29 protein-coding genes and 1 other annotated feature are annotated in these 26,520 nt (G+C 52.8%); of the genes, 20 read left to right on the top strand and 9 right to left on the bottom strand.

Annotated features, from left to right (window positions below; translation table 11 throughout):
- Positions 1-67: 67 nt before the first annotated feature.
- The 5 genes from chbC to chbG all read left to right on the top strand — a co-directional run bounded on the left by chbC (position 68) and on the right by chbG (position 4,924).
- Positions 68-1,426 (top strand): PTS N,N'-diacetylchitobiose transporter subunit IIC, encoded by a 1,359-nt coding sequence (gene chbC / locus KE671_RS05325; RefSeq protein WP_206162051.1) that lies wholly within the window; start codon positions 68-70, stop codon positions 1,424-1,426.
- A gap of 52 nt (positions 1,427-1,478) precedes the next feature.
- Complete coding sequence (gene chbA, locus KE671_RS05320) at positions 1,479-1,829, top strand: PTS N,N'-diacetylchitobiose transporter subunit IIA (RefSeq protein ID WP_206162050.1); 351 nt, start codon at positions 1,479-1,481, stop codon at positions 1,827-1,829.
- A 7-nt stretch (positions 1,830-1,836) separates the two neighbouring features.
- Positions 1,837-2,679 carry a transcriptional regulator ChbR gene (gene chbR, locus KE671_RS05315; protein ID WP_432759330.1) on the top strand — a complete coding sequence of 281 codons (843 nt, stop codon included), beginning with the start codon at positions 1,837-1,839 and terminating at the stop codon, positions 2,677-2,679.
- Positions 2,680-2,798: 119 nt separating this feature from the next.
- Positions 2,799-4,154 carry a 6-phospho-beta-glucosidase gene (locus KE671_RS05310; protein WP_206162049.1) on the top strand — a complete coding sequence of 452 codons (1,356 nt, stop codon included), beginning with the start codon at positions 2,799-2,801 and terminating at the stop codon, positions 4,152-4,154.
- 11 nt (positions 4,155-4,165) lie between these two features.
- Entirely contained in the window at positions 4,166-4,924 is a 759-nt protein-coding gene (chbG, locus tag KE671_RS05305) for a chitin disaccharide deacetylase (protein WP_206162048.1), read from the top strand.
- Between the two features lie 51 nt (positions 4,925-4,975).
- Here chbG and katE read toward each other — a convergent pair whose 3' ends face one another.
- Positions 4,976-7,234, bottom strand: a complete 2,259-nt coding sequence (gene katE, locus KE671_RS05300; protein WP_206162047.1) for a catalase HPII — start codon at positions 7,232-7,234, stop codon at positions 4,976-4,978.
- Positions 7,235-7,437: 203 nt separating this feature from the next.
- Between katE and cedA the strand changes: the two genes are divergently transcribed.
- A complete protein-coding gene (gene cedA / locus KE671_RS05295; protein ID WP_206162046.1) occupies positions 7,438-7,692 on the top strand; it encodes a cell division activator CedA in 255 nt (84 codons plus the stop codon).
- A gap of 51 nt (positions 7,693-7,743) precedes the next feature.
- Here cedA and tcyP read toward each other — a convergent pair whose 3' ends face one another.
- The 4 genes from tcyP to hxpB form a co-directional block, all read right to left on the bottom strand.
- Positions 7,744-9,135: an L-cystine transporter gene (tcyP, locus tag KE671_RS05290; protein ID WP_206162045.1), complete on the bottom strand. Its 1,392-nt coding sequence runs from the start codon at positions 9,133-9,135 to the stop codon at positions 7,744-7,746.
- 132 nt (positions 9,136-9,267) lie between these two features.
- Entirely contained in the window at positions 9,268-9,858 is a 591-nt protein-coding gene (locus tag KE671_RS05285; protein WP_043000884.1) for a metal-dependent hydrolase, read from the bottom strand.
- A gap of 95 nt (positions 9,859-9,953) precedes the next feature.
- Positions 9,954-10,715, bottom strand: coding sequence for a 2-dehydro-3-deoxy-D-gluconate 5-dehydrogenase KduD (kduD, locus tag KE671_RS05280; RefSeq protein WP_206162044.1), 762 nt, complete (start codon positions 10,713-10,715; stop codon positions 9,954-9,956).
- A gap of 147 nt (positions 10,716-10,862) precedes the next feature.
- Positions 10,863-11,531: a hexitol phosphatase HxpB gene (gene hxpB / locus KE671_RS05275; RefSeq protein ID WP_206162043.1), complete on the bottom strand. Its 669-nt coding sequence runs from the start codon at positions 11,529-11,531 to the stop codon at positions 10,863-10,865.
- A gap of 137 nt (positions 11,532-11,668) precedes the next feature.
- Here hxpB and KE671_RS05270 point away from each other — a divergent pair, with 137 nt between their 5' ends.
- Positions 11,669-12,205 carry a YniB family protein gene (locus KE671_RS05270; RefSeq protein WP_102601954.1) on the top strand — a complete coding sequence of 179 codons (537 nt, stop codon included), beginning with the start codon at positions 11,669-11,671 and terminating at the stop codon, positions 12,203-12,205.
- Between the two features lie 42 nt (positions 12,206-12,247).
- On the opposite strand, the gene KE671_RS05265 is transcribed toward KE671_RS05270, so the two are convergent.
- The 3 genes from KE671_RS05265 to pfkB form a co-directional block, all read right to left on the bottom strand.
- A complete protein-coding gene (locus tag KE671_RS05265; RefSeq protein ID WP_046479718.1) occupies positions 12,248-13,108 on the bottom strand; it encodes a fructosamine kinase family protein in 861 nt (286 codons plus the stop codon).
- Positions 13,109-13,214: 106 nt separating this feature from the next.
- A complete protein-coding gene (gene ghoS, locus KE671_RS05260; RefSeq protein WP_206162042.1) occupies positions 13,215-13,505 on the bottom strand; it encodes a type V toxin-antitoxin system endoribonuclease antitoxin GhoS in 291 nt (96 codons plus the stop codon).
- A gap of 99 nt (positions 13,506-13,604) precedes the next feature.
- Entirely contained in the window at positions 13,605-14,537 is a 933-nt protein-coding gene (gene pfkB / locus KE671_RS05255) for a 6-phosphofructokinase II (RefSeq protein WP_206162041.1), read from the bottom strand.
- A gap of 286 nt (positions 14,538-14,823) precedes the next feature.
- Here pfkB and KE671_RS05250 point away from each other — a divergent pair, with 286 nt between their 5' ends.
- On the top strand, positions 14,824-15,582 hold the full coding sequence (locus KE671_RS05250; protein ID WP_206162040.1) for a DUF481 domain-containing protein: 759 nt from the start codon (positions 14,824-14,826) through the stop codon (positions 15,580-15,582).
- Positions 15,583-15,706: 124 nt separating this feature from the next.
- Here KE671_RS05250 and yniD read toward each other — a convergent pair whose 3' ends face one another.
- Entirely contained in the window at positions 15,707-15,814 is a 108-nt protein-coding gene (gene yniD / locus KE671_RS05245) for a small membrane protein YniD (protein WP_086512613.1), read from the bottom strand.
- A 367-nt stretch (positions 15,815-16,181) separates the two neighbouring features.
- Here yniD and thrS point away from each other — a divergent pair, with 367 nt between their 5' ends.
- From thrS to KE671_RS05185, 12 genes are all read left to right on the top strand, one after another.
- Positions 16,182-18,110 (top strand): threonine--tRNA ligase, encoded by a 1,929-nt coding sequence (gene thrS / locus KE671_RS05240; RefSeq protein ID WP_042319370.1) that lies wholly within the window; start codon positions 16,182-16,184, stop codon positions 18,108-18,110.
- A 3-nt stretch (positions 18,111-18,113) separates the two neighbouring features.
- Complete coding sequence (gene infC, locus KE671_RS05235) at positions 18,114-18,656, top strand: translation initiation factor IF-3 (RefSeq protein ID WP_043000875.1); 543 nt, start codon at positions 18,114-18,116, stop codon at positions 18,654-18,656.
- A gap of 95 nt (positions 18,657-18,751) precedes the next feature.
- Positions 18,752-18,949 carry a 50S ribosomal protein L35 gene (rpmI, locus tag KE671_RS05230; protein WP_001124225.1) on the top strand — a complete coding sequence of 66 codons (198 nt, stop codon included), beginning with the start codon at positions 18,752-18,754 and terminating at the stop codon, positions 18,947-18,949.
- An 89-nt stretch (positions 18,950-19,038) separates the two neighbouring features.
- Entirely contained in the window at positions 19,039-19,395 is a 357-nt protein-coding gene (rplT, locus tag KE671_RS05225; RefSeq protein WP_000124850.1) for a 50S ribosomal protein L20, read from the top strand.
- Positions 19,396-19,514: 119 nt separating this feature from the next.
- Positions 19,515-19,638: a sequence feature (Phe leader region), on the top strand.
- A complete protein-coding gene (pheM, locus tag KE671_RS05220; RefSeq protein ID WP_001386830.1) occupies positions 19,520-19,564 on the top strand; it encodes a pheST operon leader peptide PheM in 45 nt (14 codons plus the stop codon). It overlaps the preceding feature by 45 nt.
- Before the next feature lie 62 nt (positions 19,639-19,700).
- A complete protein-coding gene (gene pheS, locus KE671_RS05215; protein WP_125368003.1) occupies positions 19,701-20,684 on the top strand; it encodes a phenylalanine--tRNA ligase subunit alpha in 984 nt (327 codons plus the stop codon).
- Between the two features lie 15 nt (positions 20,685-20,699).
- Positions 20,700-23,087 carry a phenylalanine--tRNA ligase subunit beta gene (gene pheT, locus KE671_RS05210; protein ID WP_206162039.1) on the top strand — a complete coding sequence of 796 codons (2,388 nt, stop codon included), beginning with the start codon at positions 20,700-20,702 and terminating at the stop codon, positions 23,085-23,087.
- 4 nt (positions 23,088-23,091) lie between these two features.
- A complete protein-coding gene (ihfA, locus tag KE671_RS05205) occupies positions 23,092-23,391 on the top strand; it encodes an integration host factor subunit alpha (RefSeq protein ID WP_001229265.1) in 300 nt (99 codons plus the stop codon).
- Between the two features lie 100 nt (positions 23,392-23,491).
- The gene (gene btuC / locus KE671_RS05200; protein WP_206162038.1) at positions 23,492-24,472 is read left to right on the top strand and encodes a vitamin B12 ABC transporter permease BtuC; all 981 of its coding nucleotides are present in this window, start codon (positions 23,492-23,494) and stop codon (positions 24,470-24,472) included.
- A gap of 63 nt (positions 24,473-24,535) precedes the next feature.
- Complete coding sequence (locus KE671_RS05195) at positions 24,536-25,087, top strand: glutathione peroxidase (protein ID WP_206162037.1); 552 nt, start codon at positions 24,536-24,538, stop codon at positions 25,085-25,087.
- Positions 25,087-25,836, top strand: coding sequence for a vitamin B12 ABC transporter ATP-binding protein BtuD (gene btuD, locus KE671_RS05190; RefSeq protein WP_206162036.1), 750 nt, complete (start codon positions 25,087-25,089; stop codon positions 25,834-25,836). Before KE671_RS05195 ends, btuD begins: the two co-directional genes overlap by 1 nt.
- A gap of 77 nt (positions 25,837-25,913) precedes the next feature.
- Positions 25,914-26,378 (top strand): C40 family peptidase, encoded by a 465-nt coding sequence (locus KE671_RS05185; RefSeq protein ID WP_206162035.1) that lies wholly within the window; start codon positions 25,914-25,916, stop codon positions 26,376-26,378.
- The last annotated feature ends 142 nt before the right edge of the window (positions 26,379-26,520 follow it).

The following is a 26,520-nucleotide window of genomic DNA, read 5'->3' as shown; positions in this document are numbered from 1 at the left end:
CCGTCAAAGAGTTATTTCATTTACATATACCGCAATAATTAATTGCGGTTTTTAAGGGTATTTTTCTATGAGTAACGTCATTGCTTCACTTGAAAAGGTACTCCTTCCTTTTGCTGTCAAAATAGGAAAGCAGCCACACGTTAATGCAATCAAAAACGGTTTTATTCGTTTAATGCCATTAACCCTCGCGGGGGCGATGTTTGTATTAATCAATAACGTTTTCCTGAGCTTTGGGGAGGGGTCGTTTTTTTATTCCCTCGGTGTTCGACTGGATGCGTCAACCATTGAAAACCTTAATAGTCTGAAAGGTATCGGCGGAAACGTCTATAACGGTACGCTGGGTATTATGTCCCTGATGGCGCCATTTTTTATCGGTATGGCGCTGGCAGAAGAACGTAAAGTCGACGCTCTTGCGGCCGGTCTGTTATCCGTTGCAGCCTTTATGACCGTCACGCCTTACAGTGTGGGCGAAGCCTATGCGGTCGGGGCGAACTGGCTGGGCGGCGCGAATATCATTTCCGGTATTATTATCGGTCTGGTGGTCGCGGAAATGTTTACCTTTATCGTCCATCGCAACTGGGTCATTAAATTACCCGATAGCGTGCCTGCATCCGTCTCCCGTTCATTCTCAGCATTGATTCCGGGCTTTATTATCCTTTCCATTATGGGGATCATTGCCTGGGCACTGACGACCTGGGGAACTAACTTCCACCAGATCATTATGGACACCATCTCTACACCGCTGGCGTCGCTGGGCAGTGTGGTTGGCTGGGCGTATGTGCTCTTTGTTCCGCTGCTGTGGTTCTTCGGTATCCACGGTTCCCTGGCGCTGACGGCGCTCGACAGCGGCATCATGACGCCATGGGCGCTGGAAAACATCGCTATCTATCAGCAGTACGGTTCAGTGGATGCTGCGCTGGCCGCCGGTAAGACGTTCCACGTCTGGGCGAAGCCAATGCTTGACTCCTTTATCTTCCTCGGCGGTAGCGGTGCAACACTGGGTCTGATCCTTGCCATCTTTATCGCCTCTCGCCGTGCGGATTACCGTCAGGTGGCGAAACTGGCACTGCCTTCAGGTATTTTCCAGATTAACGAACCGATTCTGTTTGGTCTGCCGATCATCATGAACCCGGTGATGTTTATTCCGTTCATTCTGGTACAGCCGATTCTGGCCGCGATTACGCTGATAGCGTATTACATGGGGATCATCCCGCCGATTACTAACATCGCGCCGTGGACCATGCCCACCGGGCTGGGAGCGTTCTTTAACACCAACGGGAGCGTTGCGGCTCTGCTGGTCGCCTTGTTCAACTTAGGGATTGCGACGCTGATTTACCTTCCGTTCGTGGTGGTGGCGAACAAAGCGCAGAACGCTATCGACAAGGAAGAGAGCGAAGAAGATATCGCTAACGCACTGAAATTCTAAGTTTAACCCGGCATGTGGCGACGCATGCCGGGCCGTCAAAGAGGAATGATTTATGATGGATCTCGAGAATATTACCGATACGCAGACCGAAGCCGAAGAGCTTGAAGAAGTGGTGATGGGGCTTATCATCAACTCCGGACAGGCGCGCAGTCTGGCCTACGCGGCCTTAAAACAGGCTAAGCAGGGGGATTTCGACGCCGCGAAAACGATGATGGAGCAGTCGCGCATGGCGCTGAACGAAGCGCATCTGGTGCAGACGAAACTGATTGAAGGCGATCAGGGCGAAGGTAAAATGAAAGTCAGTCTGGTTCTGGTTCACGCGCAGGATCACCTGATGACGTCAATGCTGGCACGCGAACTGGTGACAGAGTTGATTGAGCTTCATGAGAAGCTGAAACAGTAAGGAGTTGATGATGCAACTACAGGCTACCGCACCGGAAATCACCATTGCCCGTGAACAACAGTTGTTTAACGGTAAAAATTTCCATGTCTTTATCTACAACAAGACAGAGAGCGCCTGCGGTCTGCATCAGCACGATTACTATGAGTTTACGCTGGTGCTTACGGGGCGCTATTACCAGGAGATCAACGGTAAACGCGTGCTGCTGGAACGGGGGGATTTTGTGTTTGTCCCGCTCGGTTCGCACCACCAGAGCTTCTATGAGTTCGGTTCGACGCGTATTCTTAACGTTGGCATCAGTAAACGTTTTTTTGAACAGCACTACAGCCCGCTTATGCCGTTCTGTTTTGTGGCATCGCAGGTCTATCGCACCAACAGCGCATTTTTAACCTATGTCGAGACGGTTATCGCCTCGCTCAATTTTCGTGATACCGGGCTGGAAGAATTTGTTGAAGTGGTCACCTTCTACATTATCAACCGCCTGCGCCATTATCGTGAAGAACAGGTTCTTGATGATATTCCGCAGTGGCTGAAAGCCACCGTGGAAACCATGCACAATAAAGCGCAGTTTGGTGAAAACGCTCTGGAAAATATGATTTCTCTGTCCGCAAAGTCCCAGGAATACCTGACGCGAGCGACCCAGCGTTATTACAGCAAAACACCGATGCAATTAATTAATGAAATTCGTATCAACTTTGCCAAGAAACAGCTGGAGATGACCAACTACTCCGTAACGGATATTGCGTATGAAGCGGGATACAGTAGTCCAAGTCTGTTTATTAAGACGTTTAAAAAAATGACGTCGTTTACGCCTAATAGCTACAGAAAAAAACTCACGCAATATAATCAGTAATTATTTTACTCAACAACCAGGTTTACGCTTGCCCATCATTGACGCGGGACGCCTGCGTCATATCTGACTGAAGGGCAAAGCATCATTCACGCCAGTGTTAAGCACTGAAGGGAGAAACGATGAGCCAGAAATTAAAAGTCGTCACCATTGGTGGCGGCAGCAGCTACACCCCGGAATTGCTGGAAGGGTTTATTAAGCGCTACCACGAGCTGCCGGTTTCCGAATTGTGGCTGGTTGATGTCGAAGGCGGCGAAGAGAAACTGGATATTATTTACCAACTTTGTCAGCGCATGATCGCAAAAGCCGGCGTGCCGATGAAGGTGTTCAAGACCCTGGATCGTCGCGAAGCGCTGAAAGATGCCGATTTCGTGACCACTCAACTGCGCGTAGGGCAGTTGAAAGCGCGTGAATTGGATGAGCGTATTCCGCTGAGTCACGGCTACCTGGGACAGGAAACCAACGGTGCCGGTGGTCTGTTTAAAGGCCTGCGCACGATCCCGGTGATTTTCGACATTATTAACGATGTGGAAGAACTGTGCCCGAATGCCTGGGTGATCAACTTTACTAATCCGGCTGGCATGGTGACCGAAGCGGTCTATCGTCATACGAACTTCAAACGCTTTATTGGCGTGTGCAACATTCCGGTCGGGATGAAAATGTTCATTCATGATGTGCTGGCGCTGAAAGAGAGTGATGAACTGTCGATCGACCTGTTTGGCCTCAACCACATGGTGTTCATCAAAGATGTGATCGTCAATGGGCAGTCACGCTTTGCTGAGCTGCTGGATGGCGTAGCCTCGGGCCAGCTTAAAGCGTCCACGGTGAAAAATATTTTCGATCTGCCGTTCAGCGAAGGGCTGATTCGTTCTCTGAATCTGCTGCCGTGCTCGTATCTGCTGTACTACTTCAAGCAAAAAGAGATGCTGGCGATTGAGATAGGCGAATACTACAAGGGCGGCGCGCGGGCCCAGGTGGTACAGAAGGTCGAGAAACAGCTGTTTGAACTGTATAAGAACCCGGAGCTGAACATCAAGCCGAAGGAGCTGGAACAGCGCGGGGGGGCGTACTACTCTGACGCCGCCTGTGAAGTCATTAATGCGATTTTCAATGACAAGCAGACCGAGCATTACGTCAATATTCCGCATCACGGCCACGTCGATAACATTCCGGCCGACTGGGCGGTAGAGATGACCTGTACGCTGGGCCGCAATGGGGCGACGCCGACGCCGCGTATCACCCATTTTGACGAGAAAGTGTTGGGATTGATCTATACCATCAAAGGCTTTGAAGTGGCGGCCAGCAACGCGGCGCTGAGCGGTGAGCTTAATGATGTGTTGTTAGCGCTTAACCTGAGTCCGCTGGTGCATTCGGACCACGACGCAGAAGGGCTGGCGCGTGAACTGATTTTGGCGCACGAAAAATGGTTGCCAAACTTTGCCGGGTGCATTGCGAAGCTTAAAGACGCACAACACTAAAGAGGTCGGCTATGGAACGCTTATTGATTGTAAACGCGGACGATTTTGGTCTGAGCAAAGGGCAAAACTACGGCATCGTGGAAGCCTGTCGCCACGGCGTGGTGACCTCGACTACGGCACTGGTGAACGGTGATGCCATTGAGCATGCGGTCACCTTGAGCCGTGACCTGCCGACATTGGCAGTAGGGATGCACTTTGTTCTGACGCTGGGAAAACCGCTTACCGAGATGCCGGGTTTAACCCGTGAAGGGCATCTGGGAAAATGGATCTGGCAGATGGCAGAGGAAGATACGCTGCCGTTGGACGAAATCGCCCGTGAACTTGCCTGTCAGTACCAGCGTTTCATCGACCTGTTCGGGCGGGAGCCTACGCATCTGGATAGCCATCACCATGTGCATATGTTTCCGCAGATCTTCCCCCTTGTCGCACATTTTGCCGCAGAACGTAATATTGCGCTGCGCATTGATCGTCAGGCGGTGCTCCAGCCCGGCGATCTCCCGGCCACGCTACGTTGCTCGCAAGGGTTCAGCAGTGAGTTCTATGGGGAAGCGATTTCGGAAGCGTTGTTCCTGCAGGCTCTTGATGCTTCAGCAAAGCGTGGAGAATCCTCACTGGAAATGATGTGTCACCCGGCGTTTATCGACAATATCATCCGTCAGAGCGCCTATTGTTACCCCCGCTTGACTGAACTGGACGTGCTGACGTCGGCATCGCTCAGGTACGCGATTGCCGAACGTGGTTACCGTCTGGGCAGTTTTCTTGATGTCTGACTCCTGAGTTTGCGGCGCGTGGTGCGCCGCTTTTTTTTGCCTGCTGCTGCCTCAGGCCGGTACGGCCGGAATTTTAGCCGTTCGTGACCAGACGCGGTGGGCTGCCATCAGCGAAAACAGTTCATCCATAAAACGGCTATCTGCGTTATCGCCTTCCACAACGCCTTCCTCACCCTGGTTGTCGATATGCAGTTGCGCTTTAAAGCGCCGTGCGTCACCGGCTAGCGCGATAGGTTTGAGATGCTTATACGCTTCCAGCAGGTAGTATTGCGCATCGCCGTTGTCCTCGATATCGGCGATGTCGCCGCACGGTACAATAACCGCATCAACGGTGAGAGACGGTGCCCCGGCAAAGGTGGCGGCGATGGTCAGTCGCGAACCGTCATCGGCAACAATGTCACCCATCCGTGAATAGAGCAGTTTGGCGTGAACGCCCTTCGCCTTAAGCGCCGGCAGGATGGACATCAGGTCGGCTGATTTCACCTTACCGTTAAGTAAAATCCCGACGACGCGGCCTTTAATATCGCCATCCGGCACGGCATACAGACTGAGCGACGGATCTTTCTTCAGTCCGTTCACCTCTGGCGGCGGGGCAATTTGTGTCTGCTCATCGGTTAAGGCAATGCCCAGATTCTTCCCGACCGCCTGCGCAAGGCTAATGTCGATATGCGCCAGTTGGTCAACCACCCGCTCACGGATCCAGGTGCGAGCGACCTTACTCAACTCAAAGCTGAAGGCATCGACGATATGCAACTGCTCGACGGGCGTCTGGCTTGCCCAGAACAGGCGAGGATGGGCGTAGTATTCGCCAAATGAGGGGCTACGTTCGCGGATTTTGTCGCCTTCGACACGTTCCTGATATGACTCAAAGCCGCCGCGTTTCGGCCCCGGCGGCGTTTCACGTGGCCAGTTGTCATTGATGGAATTGGGTTCATAGTTTGCCGGATTGGTATCGATACTCATCCGATGCATCCCGTCACGCTGGAAGTTGTGATACGGGCAGGTCGGACGGTTGATCGGGATTTCATGAAAATTAGGTCCGCCGAGACGACTGATTTGCGTATCGGTATAAGAAAACAAACGGCCCTGAAGAAGAGGATCGTTCGTGAAATCAATGCCGGGGACGATGTGACCCGGATGGAAGGCGACCTGTTCGTTTTCGGCGAAGAAATTATCGGGGTTGCGGTTAAGTACCATTTTACCGACCCGCTGCACCGGAACCAGTTCTTCAGGGATCAGTTTGGTGGGATCCAGTAAGTCAAAATCGAACTTCAATTCATCCTCTTCCGGTATCAATTGCAGCCCCAGCTCATATTCCGGGAAATCACCCGCTTCAATGGCTTCCCACAGTTCCCTGCGATGGAAGTCCGGGTCGCGGCCGGTGAGCTTCTGTGCTTCATCCCATACCAGTGAGGCTTTACCTGCCAGGGGTTTCCAGTGAAAACGAACGAAGGTGGCCTTGCCCGCCGCATTGATTAGGCGAAAAGTGTGAATCCCAAAGCCTTCCATCGTGCGATAACTGCGTGGAATGCCGCGATCGGACATCGCCCACATGACGTTATGCAGGGTTTCCGGCTGTAACGACACGTAATCCCAGAAGGTGTCATGTGCACTTTGCCCCTGGGGGATTGCCCAGTGTGGTTCCGGTTTCACGGCATGGACGAAATCAGGAAACTTGTGCGCATCCTGAATAAAAAAGACAGGCGTGTTATTACCGACCAGGTCAAAAATGCCTTCTTCAGTGTAAAACTTGGTGGCAAAGCCACGGATATCACGCACCGTATCTGCCGAGCCTGCGCCGCCCTGTACGGTGGAGAAACGCACGAAAACCGGGGTGATTTTATCCGGGTCGGAGAGAAAGTCGGCTTTGGTGATATCGCTAAGGTTTTTGTAGGGCTGGAAATATCCGTGTGCGGCCGAACCGCGCGCGTGGACGATTCTCTCGGGAATGCGCTCATGGTCAAAATGGGTGATTTTTTCGCGCAAGATAAAATCTTCCAGCAGCGTAGGACCGCGATGCCCGGCTCGCAACGAGTTCTGGTCATCGGCAATGCGTACGCCCTGGTTGGTAGTAAGGGCATAATTCTCGCTACCTGTGCGGACGTTTTCCAGATCGCTCAGCTTGTCATTGCTGGTATCCGGGGCTTTCAGACTGCCGGGTGCCGTGGGGTGCATGCCGGGAGGCGTCGGCTCAGGAACAGGGCGATACGACCCGTCGTCAGGTGCCAGAGAGTCCAGACCCGGTTTTGCTTCGCGTGGATCGTGTACCGGTGATTGGTGTGGATGGGGATTTTTCTCGTTATGCGACATTGAACTCGTCTCCATTTTTCATTGCTGAAAGGGTCGATGTTTTTTTTGTCAAAAACCCCCTAACTATAGTCCACTCGTGTGATCCCGCCGGGCAGAACGCGGATGACAACGTCGGTTGAAAGGGGAAAGAGCACGCCCGGGGCAGGACGGACGGGGATAAAATCGGCTAAGATAGTTCTTTTCTGATTTTTGAATTTGTCTTAGTGAAGCTATTAATGATGAAACCTCTTCGCCAACAAAATCGCCCGGTTATTAGCTATGTTCCGCGTGTTGAACCTGCGCCGCCCGAACATGCGATAAAAATGGACGGGTTTCGTGACGTGTGGATCTTACGCGGGAAATATGTCGCGTTTGTCTTAATGGGGGAGTCGTTCCAGCGATCGCCGGCCTTCAGCGAGGCGGAATCAGCCCAGCGCTGGGCAAATCAGGTCCGTCAGGAAAACGAAATAGCGGAGTAATTCCGGCATAAAAAAACCGCCCTGAAGGGCGGTTATCTGTCTTTGGGACGCTTAGTGGTGCGCCAGTTCGGCGTCGTCCTCACTGTCAAGAATGGTTTTATCGGTTTGCTTCAGCCACTGGCTGGTCAGCGTACCGGCGGTCATCGACCCGCTGACGTTCAGCGCGGTACGGCCCATGTCGATCAGCGGTTCAACGGAGATAAGCAGCGCTACCAGCGTGACAGGCAGCCCCATTGCTGGCAGAACGATCAGCGCGGCGAATGTGGCGCCGCCACCGACACCAGCCACCCCGGCTGAGCTGACGGTCACAATACCGACCAGCGTCGCAATCCAGACCGGATCCAGCGGGTTAATGCCGACCGTCGGTGCCACCATAACGGCCAGCATGGCCGGATACAAACCAGCACAGCCGTTCTGACCGATCGTCGCACCAAAAGAGGCGGCGAAGCTGGCGATAGATTCCGGCACGCCCAGACGACGGGTTTGCGCCTCCACGTTCAGCGGGATAGAGGCGGCGCTGGAACGACTGGTAAACGCGAAGGTCAGAACCGGCCACACTTTACGGAAGTACTTGAGCGGGCTCACGCCGTTCACGCCCAGCAGTACGCCATGGACGACGAACATAATGCCCAGACCGAGATACGAGGCGATGACAAAGCTGCCCAGCTTAATGATGTCCTGCAGGTTAGAACCCGCCACCACTTTGGTCATCAGCGCCAGTACGCCATATGGCGTTAACTGCATGACCAGACGAACCAGTTTCATCACCCAGCTTTGCAGGGTGTCGATAGCAGTCAGTACACGCTCGCCTTTCGGCGCGTCATCTTTCAGCAGTTTCAGCGCGGCGACACCCAGGAAGGCGGCAAAAATGACCACGCTGATGATAGACGTCGGGTTCGCGCCGGTCAGATCGGCAAACGGGTTTTTCGGTATAAATGAGAGCACCAGTTGTGGAACGCTGAGATCGGCCACTTTGCCGACATAGTTGGTTTCAATGGCATTCAGACGCGCCGTCTCGGCACCGCCCTGAACCAGACCCTCAGCCGTCAGGCCAAACAGATTGGTCACCAGCACACCGACCAGTGCGGCAATCAATGTGGTAAACAGCAGAGTACCGATGGTCAGGAAACTGATTTTTCCCAACTGCGAGGCGTTATGCAGGCGGGCCACGGCGCTCAGAATCGAGGCAAATACCAGCGGCATGACGATCATTTGCAGCAGTTGAACATAACCGTTACCGACGATGTTGAACCACTGAACGGAATCTTTCAGCACCTGGCTGTCAGAACCATAAATGGTGTGCAGCGCAAGGCCAAAGAGCACCCCCATGACCAGACCGACCAGCACTTTCTTTGCCAGACTCCACTGTTTATGACGGGCTTGCGCCAGCACAAACAGCAGAATGACGAACACCACAATGTTCGCGATTAATGGAAAATTCATCCCCGTTCTCCTGATTTTATTATTCGTCCCGCTGTGTCACAGCGATCCTGTTGCCGCAAGGTTAGCAGAACTGTGACCTGGCTCTTATATTCAAATGGAATTGTTTATGCCAAAAACGATAATTCCGCTGTTTTACTGGTCGATTTGATGCTTTATAAAGCGATTGAACTGCCATTGCAGCGTATTAATCATATCGGATGACCAGCGAACTGCACTATTCTGGGGCAAGGTTTGTGGCATCCATACCGCCCAGGCAAACAGCGCCATGCAGAGAAAGCGCTCCAGTTGGTTGCCTTTTTGCGGAACCAGAATGGGCAGACGAAAGCGCCAGCGGCAGGGCCAGAGCAGGGGGACGCCCGCTGGCGTCAGCATATCAGCGGCAATATGGCTCAGATAGCCTATCACCATGCCCTGCAAGGCATCGGCAGGGATAACCCAGCTTTCCGGCACTTTCAGGTAGAAGGTGGCCAGTAGTGCAAAGACGGCTAACAGGCTGTGAGTGAATCCGCGATGGCCGAACGCACGGGCGATCGGTTTCGAAATCCATTTCAGTCGCTGACCGAGGAATGACTTTGGGTGATCGATATCCGGTAACAGACAGGTTAGGATAGCGGAAGGAACAATATGCCACCAGTCACCCTGCGCGAGCACGGGCGTGAGTTCCGCGTTTTTAGCAAACACCGCGCAGGCAATGGAAAAGAGGAGGTGACCTTCCGCCGTCATGATAAAACCTGATAAACTGTGAATTCGTACAGTATAGGATTTTTATACAGTGGGCGGAAGTGGTGACGTTGTAACTCTTTGTCAATAATGCGCGTTTATCGCGCTAACCAACCGCCATCGACGGCCAGCGTATAACCGTTGATGTAATCCGAGGCCGGGGAGGCGAGGAAAACGACCGGTCCCTGCAGATCGTCCGGCGTTCCCCAACGGCCTGCTGGGATGCGATCGACAATCTCTTTATTGCGTTCAGCATCTTCCCGCAGTTGCTGGGTGTTGTTGGTTGCCATATAGCCGGGGGCGATGGCGTTGACGTTAATCTGATACTGCGCCCATTCGTTGGCTAACAGCCGGGTTATGCCCAGCACGCCGCTCTTTGAGGCGGTATAGGACGGTACGCGAATGCCGCCCTGAAACGACAGCATTGACGCGATATTGATGATTTTCCCGCCCTCACCCTGGGCGATGAACTGACGTGCAACGGCCTGGGAGAGAAAGAAGAGCGACTTGAGATTCAGGTTCACCACGTCGTCCCAGTCTTTTTCAGTAAAGCTGAGCGCGTCTTCACGCCGAATGGTCCCGGCGTTGTTCACCAGAATGTCGATGCGACCGAATTTCTCTACCGCCTGGGCGATAACGTCCGCGATGACCGCCTGCTGGCTTAGATCGGCCTGTATGGCGAAAAAGCGGCGTCCCATCGCTTCCACTTTGGCGGCAGTGTCGTGCGGAACCTTGCGGTTCACACCGATGATATCGCAACCGGCTTGCGCCAGCGCGAGAGTCATCCCTTGCCCGAGCCCGGTATCACAACCGGTGACGACGGCGACTTTACCTGTGAGACGAAATGCATCCAGAATCATAATAACCTCGGCTATCCGTTTTTATCTGTTATGTGCCTGTAAGAAGGATAGGAGAGGAACGGAAAGAATACAATTAAAAATGAAACGTTGTTTTAATTTTATTGACTGGTTGGCAAAACGGGCAATATGGTCATTGCCCGATCCCTGTTAACCAAGTAAATCGGCGATGGTCAGCTCCGTAAGTGAAGTGAGCCTGACGTCAGCAAGAATATAGCGTGGATCGTGTCGCACCTCTTTGTCCGGTACGACGATGGAGCGCATCCGCGCCGCTTTCGATGCCACCATACCGTTGACGGAATCTTCCAGCGCCACACAGCATAGCGGATCGACGCCCAGTTTTGCCGCACAGTCGATATAAACCTGAGGATGCGGTTTGCTGTAGGGCAGTTTTTCCGCGGAGGCGATGGCATCGAAGCTCTCCCGCAGGTCAAACATCGCCAGTACTTTTTCCAGCATATGCAGAGGGGATGCAGACGCCAGTCCGACCTTCAAACCTTGCGCTTTACATAAGGCGACGGCTTCTTTGACGCCAGGCAACAGCGGGCGCGTCTCTTCAACCAGCGCGATGGCGCGGGTAATGACGCGATCGGTGACCTCCTGGCGGCTTGGCCCATTCCACGGTTGTTGAGCAAACCAGAGATCAACAACCATATCGATGCGTAGCCCCAGCGTATCCGGGAGTTCATGACGACGAGTGATATCAACGCCGACGCTGGACAGCACGTCCAGTTCGGCCCGATCCCACAGCGGCTCGGAATCAATCAGCAATCCATCCATATCGAATATGGCCGCAAGAATTTGACGCGGGGTTGACATTACAACCTCTCCTGTTGAGCATTAAATGTAGGGTATTCAGTGTTAGCCGCTATCATAACGTTTTTAAAGATCGGGCGAAAAGGGTTATCAGCAGGTAGACTTAAGCCAGAACGACGCGTCTTCACCAAGGGGAACTCATGACGTATCAACAAGCTGGACGCATAGCAGTGTTAAAAAGGATCTTAGGATGGGTGATATTTATCCCGGCGCTCCTCTCCACGCTGATTTCTGCGCTGAAATTTATGTACGCGCACAGCGAAAAGCAGGAAGGAATTAACGCGGTGATGCTCGATTTTACCCACGTCATGATTGACATGATGCGAGTGAATACCCCGTTTCTGAACCTCTTCTGGTACAACTCGCCGACGCCGGATTTTCAGAACAGCCTGAATATTCTGTTCTGGCTGATTTTTGCGCTGATTTTTATCGGGCTGGCGATGCAGGATTCCGGTGCGCGCATGAGTCGCCAGGCGCGGTTTTTACGTGAAGGCGTCGAAGACCAGTTGATTCTGGAGAAAGCTAAGGGCAGTGAAGGGCTGTCACGCGAGCAGATTGAGTCGCGCATTGTGGTACCGCATCACACGATTTTCCTGCAATTTTTTCCGCTCTACATCCTGCCGGTGATTATCATCATTCTCGGCTATGTATTCTTTTCGCTGCTGGGATTTGTCTGAACAAAAAGGCCGCCGACCGGCGGCCTTTGATGTCAGCCATTATTACGCCGCGAGGAGTCTGTCCATTGCCTTCTGCGCAATCACCAGGTGCTGACCGCCAAACAGTCTTGCCCGGTTGAGCAAGGTATACAGCTGATATACCGGTTGTCGGTCGAGAAAATCTAACGGCAGCGGCGACACCGACTGATAACCATCATAAATTTGCGGCGGCTGTTCAGTATGCAGCGGCAACATTGCCAGATCGCACTCCCGATCTCCCCAGTAACAGGCTGGATCAAACAGATACGGACCGTCTGGCCCGAGCGCGCAGTTCCCGGACCACAGATCGCCATGTAATAAAGAAGGTTGTGGTTGGTGAGAGGAGAGACGCTGTTGCACGTGCTCGACGATGGCGTCGATATTACCAAAGGCAATCCCTTTTTCCGCCGCCAGTTCGAGCTGCCAGCCAATGCGCTGTTCGGCGAAGAAAGTCGACCACCGGCGTTGCCAGGCATTGGGTTGCGGCGTAGTTGAGAGCGCGTTATCGAAGTCCAGCCCAAACTGCGGCTGATCGCTCCATTCATGCAGGTGGGCAAGCTGTTGCCCGAGAATAAACGCACTGTGCGCGTCCAGTGGACGGGGAGGGAGATAATCCATCACCAGAAAGCTGTAATCACGATCCGCACCCACCGCCCACACTTTGGGGACCGTCACCGTATGGCTGCGTGATAACAGTTCTAATTGATCGGCTTCTGCCGTGAAGCCTGGAAGCAGTTCTCGCTCATCACATTTAACGAAGAAATCGCGTCCCGCATAGCGTAAATGCCACGCGGCATGAATTTCTCCGCCAGGCAGTTCGTTACGCAGTTCGATTTCGCCTTCACCGAGTTGCTCGCTTAAAAGACGACTGATAGCCTGCCACATGATGTCTCTCCCCATGTTGTCTGCCAGATCATAAGGTTAGCGCAAAGATGCGGTAAAAAAACACGAACTAACGCACACCGTGGACGTGTTTTCCTGGTAATGGCATTTATTGTCCGCGGAGATCCCACGCTTCCCAGGTCTCCACGCTGACCTCCGGTACTTTATCTAACGCGCTTTCAGCCAGCCCAGCGACCAGTGCTTTGACCTCATCCGGACTCTGGGCGCTAATTAACCCAAAGGTATTCGTTCCCAGCTCATGCACATTTCCGTCATCATCCGTGAGAGTGAGCAGAAAACCGGCACGGGTTAGATGGTTGTTCAGTTCATTTATTTCCGTTAAGGAGTCCTCGTGGAACGTGACAGTAATAACATATCGGGTGATTTCACCACTGGCCATTTGACACCCCTTTGTAATCTCATGAGTTTGTAGCATAGACGGTGAACGCGTAAGCCGACAGGTTTACGCAAAATTCCCCCTCAAAAGAGGGGGAGAACATTATGGCTGGCTAAGGTAAGCGTAGATTTTTTGCGTATCGTCATGGGAGCACAGGCGTGTTCCCTGGTTGATGGTCGCGGCGCTACCGGCCGCAACGCCGAAGCGCACCATATCGTCAAGCGAGGCGCCCTCAGCCAGCTTGAGGGTCATTGCCCCCACCATGCTATCGCCCGCACCAACGGTGCTCTGGCTTTTCACCGGCGGTGGCACAACCTGCACGCAGGTTTTACTGTCGACGCCGAGCGCGCCCTGAGGGCCGAGTGAGACGACAACGCGTTGCGCCCTGCCGCTGCGGACAATCTCCTGCGCCGCTTTGCGCACGTCATCAGGCTGGGTAAGTTCGCGATTAACCAGCGCGCTCAGTTCTTTCTGGTTAGGTTTGACCAGTTCGATATTGCCAATGGCTAACGCGGCCGTCAGCGCCTCGCCGGAGCTGTCAATAATGCAACGGATGCCCTGTTTCTGCGCGGCGGTTATTAACTGGCTGAGTTTTTCGACCTTAACGCCTGGCGGCAGACTGCCGCTGATCACCAGAATCGCGCCGGATTCGATCTCCAGCACCTGCTCTTCTATCTGGCGAAACTCATCGTCATTAAGGGCCGCGCCGGGCATAACAAAGCGATACTGTTCACCGCTGGATTCGACATGAACATGCAGGTTCTGACGCGTCCAGTCTTTTGCATCAATGGTCGCGACCGGAACGTTTTCATCAGCGAGCAGAGCCACCAGATGTTCACCGGTTGCACCACCGACGGGGAAAATGGCGGTCGCCGTTCCGCCCAGGTGAGCAATGGCGCGAGCGACATTAATGCCACCGCCGCCGGGCTCAAATACCGGGGCAGTACAGCGGAGTTTCCCTTCGGGATAGATTTGCGGGGTGATCGTTGCGCTATCGAGAGAGGGCGCAAGCGTTAACGTATAGATACGTACCATCGTTACCTCCTGTTAGGCTGTGTTCAGTCTGGCACCGAATAGCCTTAAAGTGAAGTCATTAACAATATGATTAATTAAAGTTTATTTATTTAATTTGGCGTAAGGTTATATAAATATTTACTGGTTTTAAGAGCTCTCTTATTCAAAAAATGAAATAAGAATTCATTGCTATGTTATTCGCGCCTTTTTATAATTTGTTACCTTTCCTGGGGCGTTTGTCATTGATCCCTCTGAAAGTTTCCGGGACCGTAAAGGTCTCTTTTTTTGTTGTACGGACTCTTTATAAATGAAGCTTTTAAAGACAGTTCCCGCTGCCGTTCTGCTGGCGGGGGGCGTGTTTGCGTCGATGTATGCAACTGCCGATGATTCCGTTTTTACTGTCATGGATGACCCCTCAAGTGCCAAGAAACCCTTCGAAGGCAATCTCAACGCAGGTTATCTTGCGCAGTCAGGCAACACGAAAAGTTCTTCGTTGACCGCGGATACGACCATGACCTGGTATGGCCAAACGACGGCCTGGTCATTGTGGGGGAATGCGAGCAACACCTCTTCCAATGATGAACGCTCTTCAGAGAAATATGCGGTTGGTGGCCGTAGTCGTTATAACGTGACCGATAATGACTACCTTTTCGGCCAGGCGAGTTGGCTGACGGATCGTTATAACGGCTACCGTGAGCGCGACGTGTTCACCGCCGGTTATGGTCGCCAGTTCCTTAACGGGCCCGTACACAGCTTCCGTTTTGAATTCGGTCCAGGCGTGCGGTACGACGAACACACGGATGGCACGACCGAAACGCAGCCGCTGGGCTATGCCTCTGGCGCGTATGCATGGCAGATTTCGGACAACACCAAATTTACTCAGGGCGTGTCAGTGTTCGGTGCGGAAGATACGACGCTGAACTCCGAGACGGCGCTAAATGTGGCTATCAATGAGCATTTTGGCCTGAAGGTGGCGTACAACGTGACGTGGAACTCCGAACCGCCGGAAACGGCGCCGGAGCATACGGACAGACGCACCACCGTCTCGTTGGGCTACCGAATGTAAGCTGAGGCCAGACTGTTCACCAGTCTGGCTTTTTTTATTATGGTGTTTGATGACGATTTGCCCGTTAGCGCTTTGATTCAGAATGTATACGCAGCTAGGATCACGACGGCGCGTCGTTTCGCGGCTATCCCCAAATCATTGCCGCCCAGCGTAGTAATAACATTGCGCCGCAGATGACGATCAGGACGACCACCATTTTCCAGTGTTTTTTGGCGAAGCGATTTGATGGCATCATTTATTTCCTGTCGGTTTCAGACGGTTAATCCTAGTGTAACAAAACTGTCAGCCCGTCAGTGAATGGATATTCATTCTGTCTACAGGACAATCCTTAAGGGGCAGGTGAGAAGAGGGGACGAAAAACGCGTGCTAACGTCATGTTCCAGCCCAATATAAAACAGAAGGGTGCATTCACCCTTTTTTTAATGTTACCATCGTTCGACCACATTGCCGTGTTCGCATCGCGAAAGCGGATGTGCTCCTGATTGTGTGCCAATTTAGCAATTGTTGGTTAGATGGCTACGCAACATACTGTAAACAAATAAATTTTCTCTTTGTATGTGATCTTGCGTATGGGTCACCACTGCAAATAAGGACATAACATGCCTGTTATTACTCTTCCTGATGGCAGTCAACGCCATTACGACCACGCTGTAAGCCCCATGGATGTTGCGCTGGACATCGGTCCAGGTCTGGCGAAAGCCACTATCGCTGGCCGTGTTAATGGCGAACTGGTTGATGCTTCAGACCTGATCGAAAATGATGCGACGCTCTCTATCATCACCGCAAAAGATGAAGAAGGGCTGGAGATCATTCGTCACTCCTGTGCGCACCTGTTAGGTCATGCGATCAAACAACTTTGGCCGAATACCAAAATGGCTATCGGTCCGGTTGTCGACAACGGCTTCTACTATGACGTAGACCTTGACCGTACGTTGACCCAGGAAGATATCGATGCGCTCGAGAAGCGGATGCACGAGCTCGCTGAGAAAAATTACGACGTCATTAAGAAAAAAGTCAGCTGGCACGAAGCGCGTGAAACCTTCGTGAAGCGTGGCGAGATTTATAAAGTCTCCATTCTTGATGAAAACATTGCCCATGATGACAAACCTGGTTTGTATCATCATGAAGAATATGTCGATATGTGCCGCGGTCCGCACGTGCCGAATATGCGCTTTTGCCATCACTTTAAACTGATGAAAACCGCAGGCGCATACTGGCGTGGCGACAGCGACAATAAGATGTTGCAACGTATCTACGGAACGGCCTGGGCAGATAAAAAGGCTCTTAGCGCTTATCTGCAACGTCTGGAAGAAGCGGCGAAACGTGATCACCGTAAAATCGGTAAGCAGCTTGACCTGTATCATATGCAGGAAGAAGCGCCGGGTATGGTGTTCTGGCATAACGACGGTTGGACTATCTTCCGCGAACTGGAAGTCTTTGTGCGCTCCAAGCTCAAAGAGTATCAGTATCAGGAAGTGAAAGGGCCGTTCATGATGGACCGCGTGCTGTGGGAAAAAACCGGGCACTGGGACAACTACAAAGATGCGATGTTCACCACGTCTTCTGAGAACCGTGAATACTGCATCAAGCCGATGAACTGCCCGGGCCACGTACAGATCTTTAATCAGGGTCTGAAATCCTACCGCGATCTGCCGCTGCGTATGGCGGAGTTTGGTAGCTGCCATCGTAACGAGCCGTCAGGTGCATTGCATGGTCTGATGCGTGTGCGTGGTTTCACCCAGGATGATGCGCATATCTTCTGTACTGAAGAGCAAATCCGCGATGAAGTTAACGCCTGCATCCGTATGGTCTACGATATGTACAGCACATTTGGCTTCGAGAAGATCGTCGTCAAACTCTCCACTCGTCCCGAAAAGCGTATCGGCAGCGACGAAATGTGGGATCGTGCTGAGGCGGATCTGGCGGTTGCGCTGGAAGAAAACAATATCCCATTTGAATATCAACTGGGTGAAGGTGCATTCTACGGTCCGAAAATTGAATTTACCCTGTATGACTGCCTCGATCGCGCATGGCAGTGCGGTACGGTACAGCTGGACTTCTCCCTGCCGTCTCGTCTGAGCGCCTCCTATGTGGGCGAAAACAACGAGCGTCAGGTGCCGGTGATGATTCACCGCGCAATTCTTGGGTCTATGGAACGTTTTATCGGTATCCTGACCGAAGAGTTTGCAGGCTTCTTCCCGACCTGGCTTGCGCCGGTTCAGGTAGTGGTGATGAACATTACCGATTCACAGTCTGAATACGTTAACGAATTGACGCAGAAACTTCAAAATGCGGGCATTCGTGTAAAAGCAGACTTGAGAAATGAGAAGATAGGCTTTAAAATCCGCGAGCACACTTTACGTCGTGTCCCTTATATGTTGGTCTGTGGTGATAAAGAAGTGGAAGCAGGCAAAGTCGCCGTTCGCACTCGCCGCGGAAAAGACCTGGGCAGCCTTGACGTAAGTGAAGTGATTGAGAAGCTGCAACAAGAGATTCGCAGCCGCAGTCTTCAACAACTGGAGGAATAAGGTATTAAAGGCGGAAAACGAGTTCAAACGGCACGTCCGAATCGTATCAATGGCGAGATTCGCGCCCAGGAAGTTCGCTTAACAGGTCTGGAAGGCGAGCAACTGGGTATTGTGAGTCTGAGAGAAGCGATCGAAAAAGCTGAAGAAGCTGGAGTAGATTTAGTCGAAATCAGCCCTAACGCCGAACCGCCAGTTTGTCGTATCATGGACTACGGCAAGTTCCTTTATGAAAAGAGTAAGTCTTCTAAGGAACAGAAGAAAAAGCAAAAAGTTATCCAGGTTAAGGAAATTAAATTCCGTCCTGGTACCGACGATGGCGATTATCAGGTAAAACTCCGCAGCCTGATTCGCTTTCTGGAAGATGGCGATAAGGCCAAGATCACGCTGCGTTTCCGCGGTCGTGAGATGGCCCACCAACAGATTGGTATGGAAGTGCTGACGCGCGTTCGTGACGATCTGAGTGAACTGGCAGTAGTCGAATCCTTCCCAACGAAGATCGAAGGCCGCCAGATGATCATGGTGCTCGCTCCCAAGAAGAAACAGTAGGCCTTCAAGTAGTATTTCCTGTGGAGCCTTTTGGCTTCACAGGTTTTGCTCGCCTGGGTTTCATTTATTAACAATGCGAAGTGGAAGTTATTAAAATGCCAAAAATTAAGACCGTACGCGGTGCTGCTAAGCGCTTCAAAAAAACCGGTAAAGGTGGTTTTAAGCACAAGCACGCTAACCTGCGTCACATTCTGACCAAAAAAGCGACCAAACGTAAACGTCACCTGCGTCCGAAAGCCATGGTTTCCAAAGGCGATCTGGGCCTGGTCATCGCGTGCCTGCCGTACGCATAAGCCGTTAACGTTTTTTTTAACTTTTTAATGCCAGCCGATTTCACCGTGGTGAAAGAGGGGGCAAATCAGAATAGATACAGGAGAGCACTATGGCTCGCGTAAAACGTGGTGTAATTGCACGCGCACGTCACAAGAAAATTTTGAAACAAGCCAAAGGTTACTACGGTGCGCGTTCTCGCGTATACCGCGTTGCCTTCCAGGCCGTTATCAAAGCAGGTCAGTATGCTTACCGTGACCGTCGTCAACGTAAGCGTCAGTTCCGTCAACTGTGGATTGCGCGTATCAACGCAGCAGCACGTCAGAACGGTATTTCTTACAGCAAATTCATCAACGGCCTGAAAAAAGCCTCTGTTGAAATCGACCGTAAGATCCTGGCTGACATCGCAGTATTCGACAAAGTAGCGTTCACCGCTCTGGTCGAAAAAGCGAAAGCAGCTCTGGCATAAGCCAGTGAAAAGAGGGAGCCTGGCTCCCTCTCTTTTATTTGTTGTTCCGTCAATGAGTTGACAATTTATCCATAACCCTTTTCAATAAAGGTTCTCCGGTTTTACCACACAAGGTAACGCAAGCATGAATGCTGCTATTTTCCGCTTCTTTTTTTACTTTAGCACCTGACTCCGGGAGGCTAGCGCGTGAAAGAAGAAACGAAAAACAGCGCAAAAAAGCCTCCTGATGGAGGCTTTTTTTGTGCCCGAAATCGAGAGATTACGTTCAACGAACCGGTGTCTTCACCGACACAATGAGGAAAACCATGTCACATCTCGCAGAACTGGTAGCCAGTGCGAAGGCGGCCATTAACCAGGCGTCAGATGTTGCCGCGTTAGACAATGTGCGCGTCGAATATTTGGGCAAAAAAGGACACCTGACCCTTCAGATGACGACTCTGCGCGAGCTGCCTGCTGAAGAGCGTCCTGCAGCCGGTGCGGTGATTAACGAAGCGAAAGAGCAGGTACAGCAGGCGCTCAACGCGCGTAAAGCCGATCTGGAAAACGCTGCGCTGAATGCGCGTCTGGCGGCGGAAACTATCGATGTTTCTCTGCCGGGTCGCCGTATTGAAAACGGCGGATTGCATCCAGTTACCCGTACCATTGACCGTATTGAAAGTTTCTTTGGTGAGCTTGGCTTTACCGTTGCGACCGGCCCGGAAATCGAAGATGACTACCACAACTTCGATGCGCTCAATATTCCGGGTCACCATCCGGCCCGTGCCGATCATGACACTTTCTGGTTTGATGCAACGCGTCTGCTGCGTACTCAGACATCCGGCGTACAGATCCGTACGATGAAAGAAAAGCAGCCGCCGATTCGCATTATCGCGCCGGGTCGTGTGTATCGTAACGACTACGATCAGACGCATACCCCGATGTTCCACCAGATGGAAGGTCTGATTGTGGATACCAACATCAGTTTTACCAATCTGAAAGGGACGCTGCATGACTTTCTGCGTAACTTCTTTGAAGAAGATTTGCAGATTCGTTTCCGTCCTTCCTATTTCCCGTTTACTGAGCCGTCTGCCGAAGTGGACGTGATGGGTAAAAACGGTAAGTGGCTGGAAGTGCTGGGTTGCGGCATGGTGCATCCAAACGTTTTGCGTAACGTTGGCATCGATCCGGAAATCTACTCAGGTTTCGCGTTTGGGATGGGGATGGAGCGTCTGACCATGTTGCGTTACGGTGTGACTGACCTGCGTGCGTTCTTCGAAAACGATCTGCGTTTCCTCAAACAGTTTAAATAAAGGCAGGATAAAACAATGAAATTCAGTGAACTGTGGTTACGCGAGTGGGTTAACCCGGCTATCGATAGCGACGCGCTGTCGAATCAAATCACCATGGCAGGCCTGGAAGTTGACGGTGTTGAAGCGGTCGCCGGTGCATTTCACGGCGTCGTCGTGGGTGAAGTGGTTGAATGCGGTCAGCATCCTAATGCGGACAAACTGCGCGTAACGAAAGTTAACGTCGGTGGTGAGCGTCTGCTGGATATCGTCTGCGGCGCGCCAAACTGCCGTCAGGGGCTGAAAGTGGCGGTGGCCACCATCGGTGCCGTATTGCCGGGCGATTTCAAAATTAAAGCAGCTAAGCTGCGCGGCGAGCCATCTGAAGGCATGCTGTGCTCCTTCTCTGAACTCGGTATTTCTGACGATCACAGCGGCATTATTGAACTGCCGGCCGATGCGCCGATCGGTACCGACATTCGCGAGTATCTGAAGCTTAACGACAACACCATTGAGATCAGCGTTACCCCTAACCGTGCTGACTGCTTAGGCATCATCGGTGTCGCCCGTGATGTGGCGGTGCTTAACAAAGCGCCGCTGGCAGAGCCGGAAATCACGCCGGTAACGGCAACCATCAGCGATGTCCTGCCGATTACTGTAGACGCCACCGACGCCTGTCCGCGCTATCTTGGCCGCGTGGTGAAAGGCATCAACGTGAAAGCGCCAACGCCGCTGTGGATGAAAGAAAAACTGCGCCGTTGCGGTATTCGCTCCATTGATGCCGTGGTTGACGTGACCAACTATGTGCTGCTTGAACTGGGTCAGCCAATGCATGCCTTTGACAAAGACCGTATCGAAGGCGGGATTGTCGTTCGCATGGCAAAAGAGGGCGAAACGCTGGTGCTGCTCGATGGCACGGAAGCGAAGCTTAACGCGGATACGCTGGTGATTGCCGATCATAATAAAGCGCTGGCGATGGGTGGCATCTTCGGTGGTGAGCATTCTGGCGTGAACGATGAAACGCAAAATGTGCTGCTGGAATGTGCTTTCTTCAACCCGTTGTCAATTACCGGCCGCGCACGCCGTCATGGCCTGCATACCGACGCGTCTCACCGTTATGAACGTGGTGTGGATCCTGCGTTGCAATACAAAGCGATGGAACGTGCCACCCGTCTACTGATGGACATCTGTGGCGGTGAAGCCGGTCCGGTTATCGACGTGACGGATGAAGCCACGCTGCCGAAGCGTGCGACCATTACGCTGCGCCGTAGCAAACTGGATCGCCTGATTGGTCATCACATTGCCGATGAGCAGGTGAGCGACATTCTGCGTCGTCTGGGTTGCGACGTTACCGAAGGTGAAGGCGAGTGGCAGGCGGTTGCGCCGAGCTGGCGTTTCGACATGGAAATTGAAGAAGATCTGGTCGAAGAAGTCGCCCGCGTCTATGGCTACGATAACATCCCTGATGAACCGATCCAGGCGGGTCTGATCATGGGGACGCACCGTGAAGCGAATCTGTCGCTGAAACGTGTGAAAACCCTGTTGAATGACAAAGGCTACCAGGAAGTCATTACTTACAGCTTCGTCGACCCGAAAGTGCAGCAGTTGCTTCATCCGGGTGAAGAGGCGCTGCTGCTGCCAAGCCCGATCTCCAGCGAAATGTCGGCAATGCGCCTGTCGCTGTGGACGGGGTTACTGGCAACGGTGGTGTATAACCAGAATCGTCAGCAGAACCGTGTACGTATTTTTGAAAGCGGGCTGCGCTTTGTGCCGGATACCCAGGCCAATCTGGGCATTCGTCAGGATCTGATGCTGGCAGGGGTTATTTGCGGTAACCGCTACGATGAGCACTGGGACCTGGCAAAAGAGACCGTTGATTTCTATGATTTGAAGGGCGATCTGGAAGCGGTGTTGGATCTGACGGGTAAGCTTAGCGACATTCAGTTCCGAGCAGAGGTCAATCCTGCACTGCATCCGGGCCAGTCTGCAGCGATTTATCTGAAAGGTGAACGCATTGGTTTCATTGGTGTTGTTCATCCTGAGCTGGAACGTAAGCTGGATCTCAATGGGCGTACTCTGGTGTTCGAACTGGAGTGGAACAAGCTCGCAGACCGCGTGGTGCCTCAGGCGCGCGAGATTTCACGCTTCCCGGCAAACCGTCGTGACATCGCGGTGGTCGTCGCCGAAAACGTTCCCGCTGCCGATATTTTATCCGAGTGTAAGAAAGTTGGCGTAAATCAGGTAGTTGGCGTAAACTTATTTGACGTGTACCGTGGTAAGGGTGTTGCGCAGGGGTATAAGAGCCTCGCCATTAGCCTGATCCTTCAGGATACCAGCCGTACACTCGAAGAAGAGGAGATTGCCGCTACCGTCGCCAAATGTGTAGAGGCATTAAAAGAGCGATTCCAGGCATCATTGAGGGATTGAACCTATGGCGCTTACAAAAGCTGAAATGTCAGAATATCTGTTTGATAAGCTTGGGCTTAGCAAGCGGGATGCCAAAGAACTGGTCGAACTGTTTTTCGAAGAGATCCGTCGTGCTCTGGAAAACGGTGAGCAGGTAAAACTCTCTGGTTTTGGTAACTTCGATCTGCGTGATAAGAATCAACGTCCGGGACGTAACCCGAAAACGGGCGAAGATATTCCCATTACAGCACGGCGCGTGGTGACCTTCAGACCCGGACAGAAGTTAAAGAGCCGAGTCGAAAACGCTTCGCCCAAAGATGAGTAATCAGATCTAACCAAAAAGGCCGCTTTTGCGGCCTTTTTTCTTTTCTGCGGAGATATCGCACCGTAGAATCAATGACATCCTTTTCAGTTGAACGGAAATCATGCTGACTTTTGCCCGTCAACAACAGCGACAACATGTGCGCTGGATCCTGAGCCTGTCGGTACTGATGCTACTGACACTGTTGTTAAGCCTGTGCGCCGGAGAGCAGTGGATAGCGCCTGCTGACTGGCTGACGCCGCGTGGCGAACTCTTTGTCTGGCAAATTCGCCTGCCGCGCGCGCTGGCCGTTCTGCTGGTGGGGGCGGCGCTGGCCTTGTCCGGCGCTGTGATGCAGGCGTTGTTTGAAAACCCGCTCGCGGAACCTGGTTTGCTCGGCGTCTCCAACGGCGCGGGGGTGGGACTGATCGCCGCCGTGCTGCTGGGGAAGGGCATACTGCCGCACTGGGCGCTCGGGCTGTGTGCGATTGCCGGTGCGCTGGTCATCACTCTTATCCTCTTGCGTTTTGCCCGCCGTCATCTTTCGACCAGTCGTCTGCTGCTTGCCGGTGTGGCGCTGGGGATTATTTGTAGCGCCCTGATGACCTGGGCCATCTATTTTTCAACCTCATTCGATCTGCGTCAGTTGATGTACTGGATGATGGGTGGATTCGGTGGCGTCAACTGGGAGCAGTCCTGGCTGATGCTGGCCCTGATTCCGGTGCTAATCTGGATCTGCTGTCAGTCGCAGGCAATGAACATGCTGGCGTTGGGGGAAACCTCTGCCCGACAGTTGGGACTTCCCCTGTGGTTCTGGCGTAACCTGCTGGTGGTTGCCACCGGATGGATGGTCGGCGTCAGCGTGGCGCTGGCGGGGGCTATTGGTTTTATTGGTCTGGTGATCCCTCATATTTTGCGGCTGTGCGGCTTAACGGACCATCGCGTTCTGTTACCTGGCTGTGCGCTGGCGGGAGCCATTGCGCTGCTGCTGGCGGATGTGGCGGCTCGCCTGGCGCTGGCCTCTGCGGAGTTGCCGATTGGCGTGGTCACCGCGACGCTCGGCGCGCCAGTCTTTATCTGGCTGCTACTCAAAGCAGGACGTTAGGTCCGATAAGACGGTCTATGATTAGAAGCTGGTATTTGAAACACTCACGATCCTGGAGAGGCTATGCAAGACTCGATTCTGAACACTGAAGTAACGACAATTGATGGCGAGGTGACGACCCTCGATAAATTTGCCGGTAATGTGCTGCTGGTGGTGAATGTGGCGTCAAAATGTGGCCTCACTCCGCAATATGAGCAACTGGAAAATATCCAGAAAGCGTGGGCCGATCGTGGCTTTACCGTTCTGGGTTTTCCCTGCAATCAGTTTCTTGGGCAGGAGCCCGGCAGCGAAGACGAGATTAAAACGTATTGTGCAACCACCTGGGGCGTGACCTTTCCGATGTTCAGCAAGATTGATGTGAACGGAGAAGGACGTCACCCGCTGTACCAGAAGCTGATTGACGCGGCGCCGACGGCAGTAGCCCCTGAAGGGAGCGGTTTCTATGAACGAATGGCCAGCAAAGGGCGCGCGCCACTTTATCCGGACGATATTCTGTGGAACTTTGAGAAATTCCTCGTGGGCCGCGATGGTAGGGTGATACAGCGTTTTTCACCGGATATGACGCCGGAAGATCCCATCGTGATGGAAAGTATCAAACTCGCGTTGGCTAAATAATGTCGACACTGATGCAATTACAGGATGTTGCCGAATCGACCCGGTTAGGGCCTCTGTCCGGCGAGATTCGGGCAGGGGAGATCCTGCATCTGGTCGGGCCGAACGGTGCCGGGAAAAGCACGCTGCTGGCGCGGATGGCGGGGCTAACCAGTGGGGTGGGAACCATTACTCTGGCGGGCACTGAACTGGCGTCATGGCCCGCAGCCAAACTTGCCCGCCATCGGGCTTATCTGGCGCAACAGCAAAACCCGCCCTTCGCGATGCCGGTATGGCACTTCCTGATGCTGCATCAGGCAGACAAAACGCGCACCGAGCAGTTGACGGCAGTGGCCGGGTCGCTGGGGCTGGCGGATAAACTCGGACGCAATGCGAAAGCACTCTCTGGAGGGGAATGGCAGCGCGTTCGTCTTGCCGCCGTGATCCTGCAAATCGCGCCAGAGACCAACCCGCAGGGGCAGTTATTGCTACTCGATGAGCCCATGAACAGCCTCGATGTCGCGCAGCAAAATGCGCTGGATCGCATTCTTAACCGCTTGTGTGAGCAGGGAATTGCCATCGTAATGAGCAGCCACGACCTGAATCATACCTTACGCCACGCGCACCGGGCCTGGTTGCTCAAACAGGGGAAACTGCTCGCCAGCGGTCCGCGAGATGAAGTGCTGACGCCAGCGCATTTAGCGCATGCGTATGGTCTGCACTTCCGGCGTCTTGACATAGAAGGTCACAGAATGATTATATCAACCACTTAAATGAAATGGTTTTTTGAAACCTGCGTAAATACCCGCTCTATCGGGTGAAGAACAGAAAATACAGAGGATTCGTCTGAATGCGTTTCTGGTTTCTTTTTTGCACAGCATTGTTGTTAGCAGGATGTAGTAGCCATCGAGCGCCGCCGCCCAATGCCCGGCTCTCTGATTCCATCGCCGTGATTGCCGGGCTAAATGATCAGCTCCAGACCTGGCGCGGGACACCCTATCGTTACGGCGGCATGAGTCGCGGCGGCGTGGATTGTTCTGGTTTTGTGTTGATGACTATGCGCGATCAGTTCTCTTTGCAACTGCCGCGTGAAACCCGTCAACAGGCAAAACTGGGGACGGAAATCGATAAAGATGAATTGCTGCCAGGCGATCTGGTGTTTTTCAAAACCGGATCCGGAGAGAGCGGTTTACATGTGGGTATTTATGATACCAACGGTCAGTTCATTCATGCGTCGACCAGCCGTGGCGTGATGCGCTCGTCGCTGGATAATGTCTACTGGCGGAAAAATTTTTGGCAGGCGAGACGGATTTAGTCGCCGGGCATTATTTCTGATTGAGTGTTTCCCGCGCTTTTATTGACGAAATAAGAACAATGCTGGATAAGCGTTTATAATCAGGATAAGCTGAATACTAAGGAACCGGGGATCCGGGTGAAAAGGACAACATGAACATTTT

This window comes from Citrobacter amalonaticus, from assembly GCF_018252635.1.
Lineage (GTDB): Bacteria > Pseudomonadota > Gammaproteobacteria > Enterobacterales > Enterobacteriaceae > Citrobacter_A > Citrobacter_A amalonaticus_E.
Note: the sequence above shows the minus strand (reverse complement) of the source record. Positions and strands in the feature narration are given on the sequence as shown.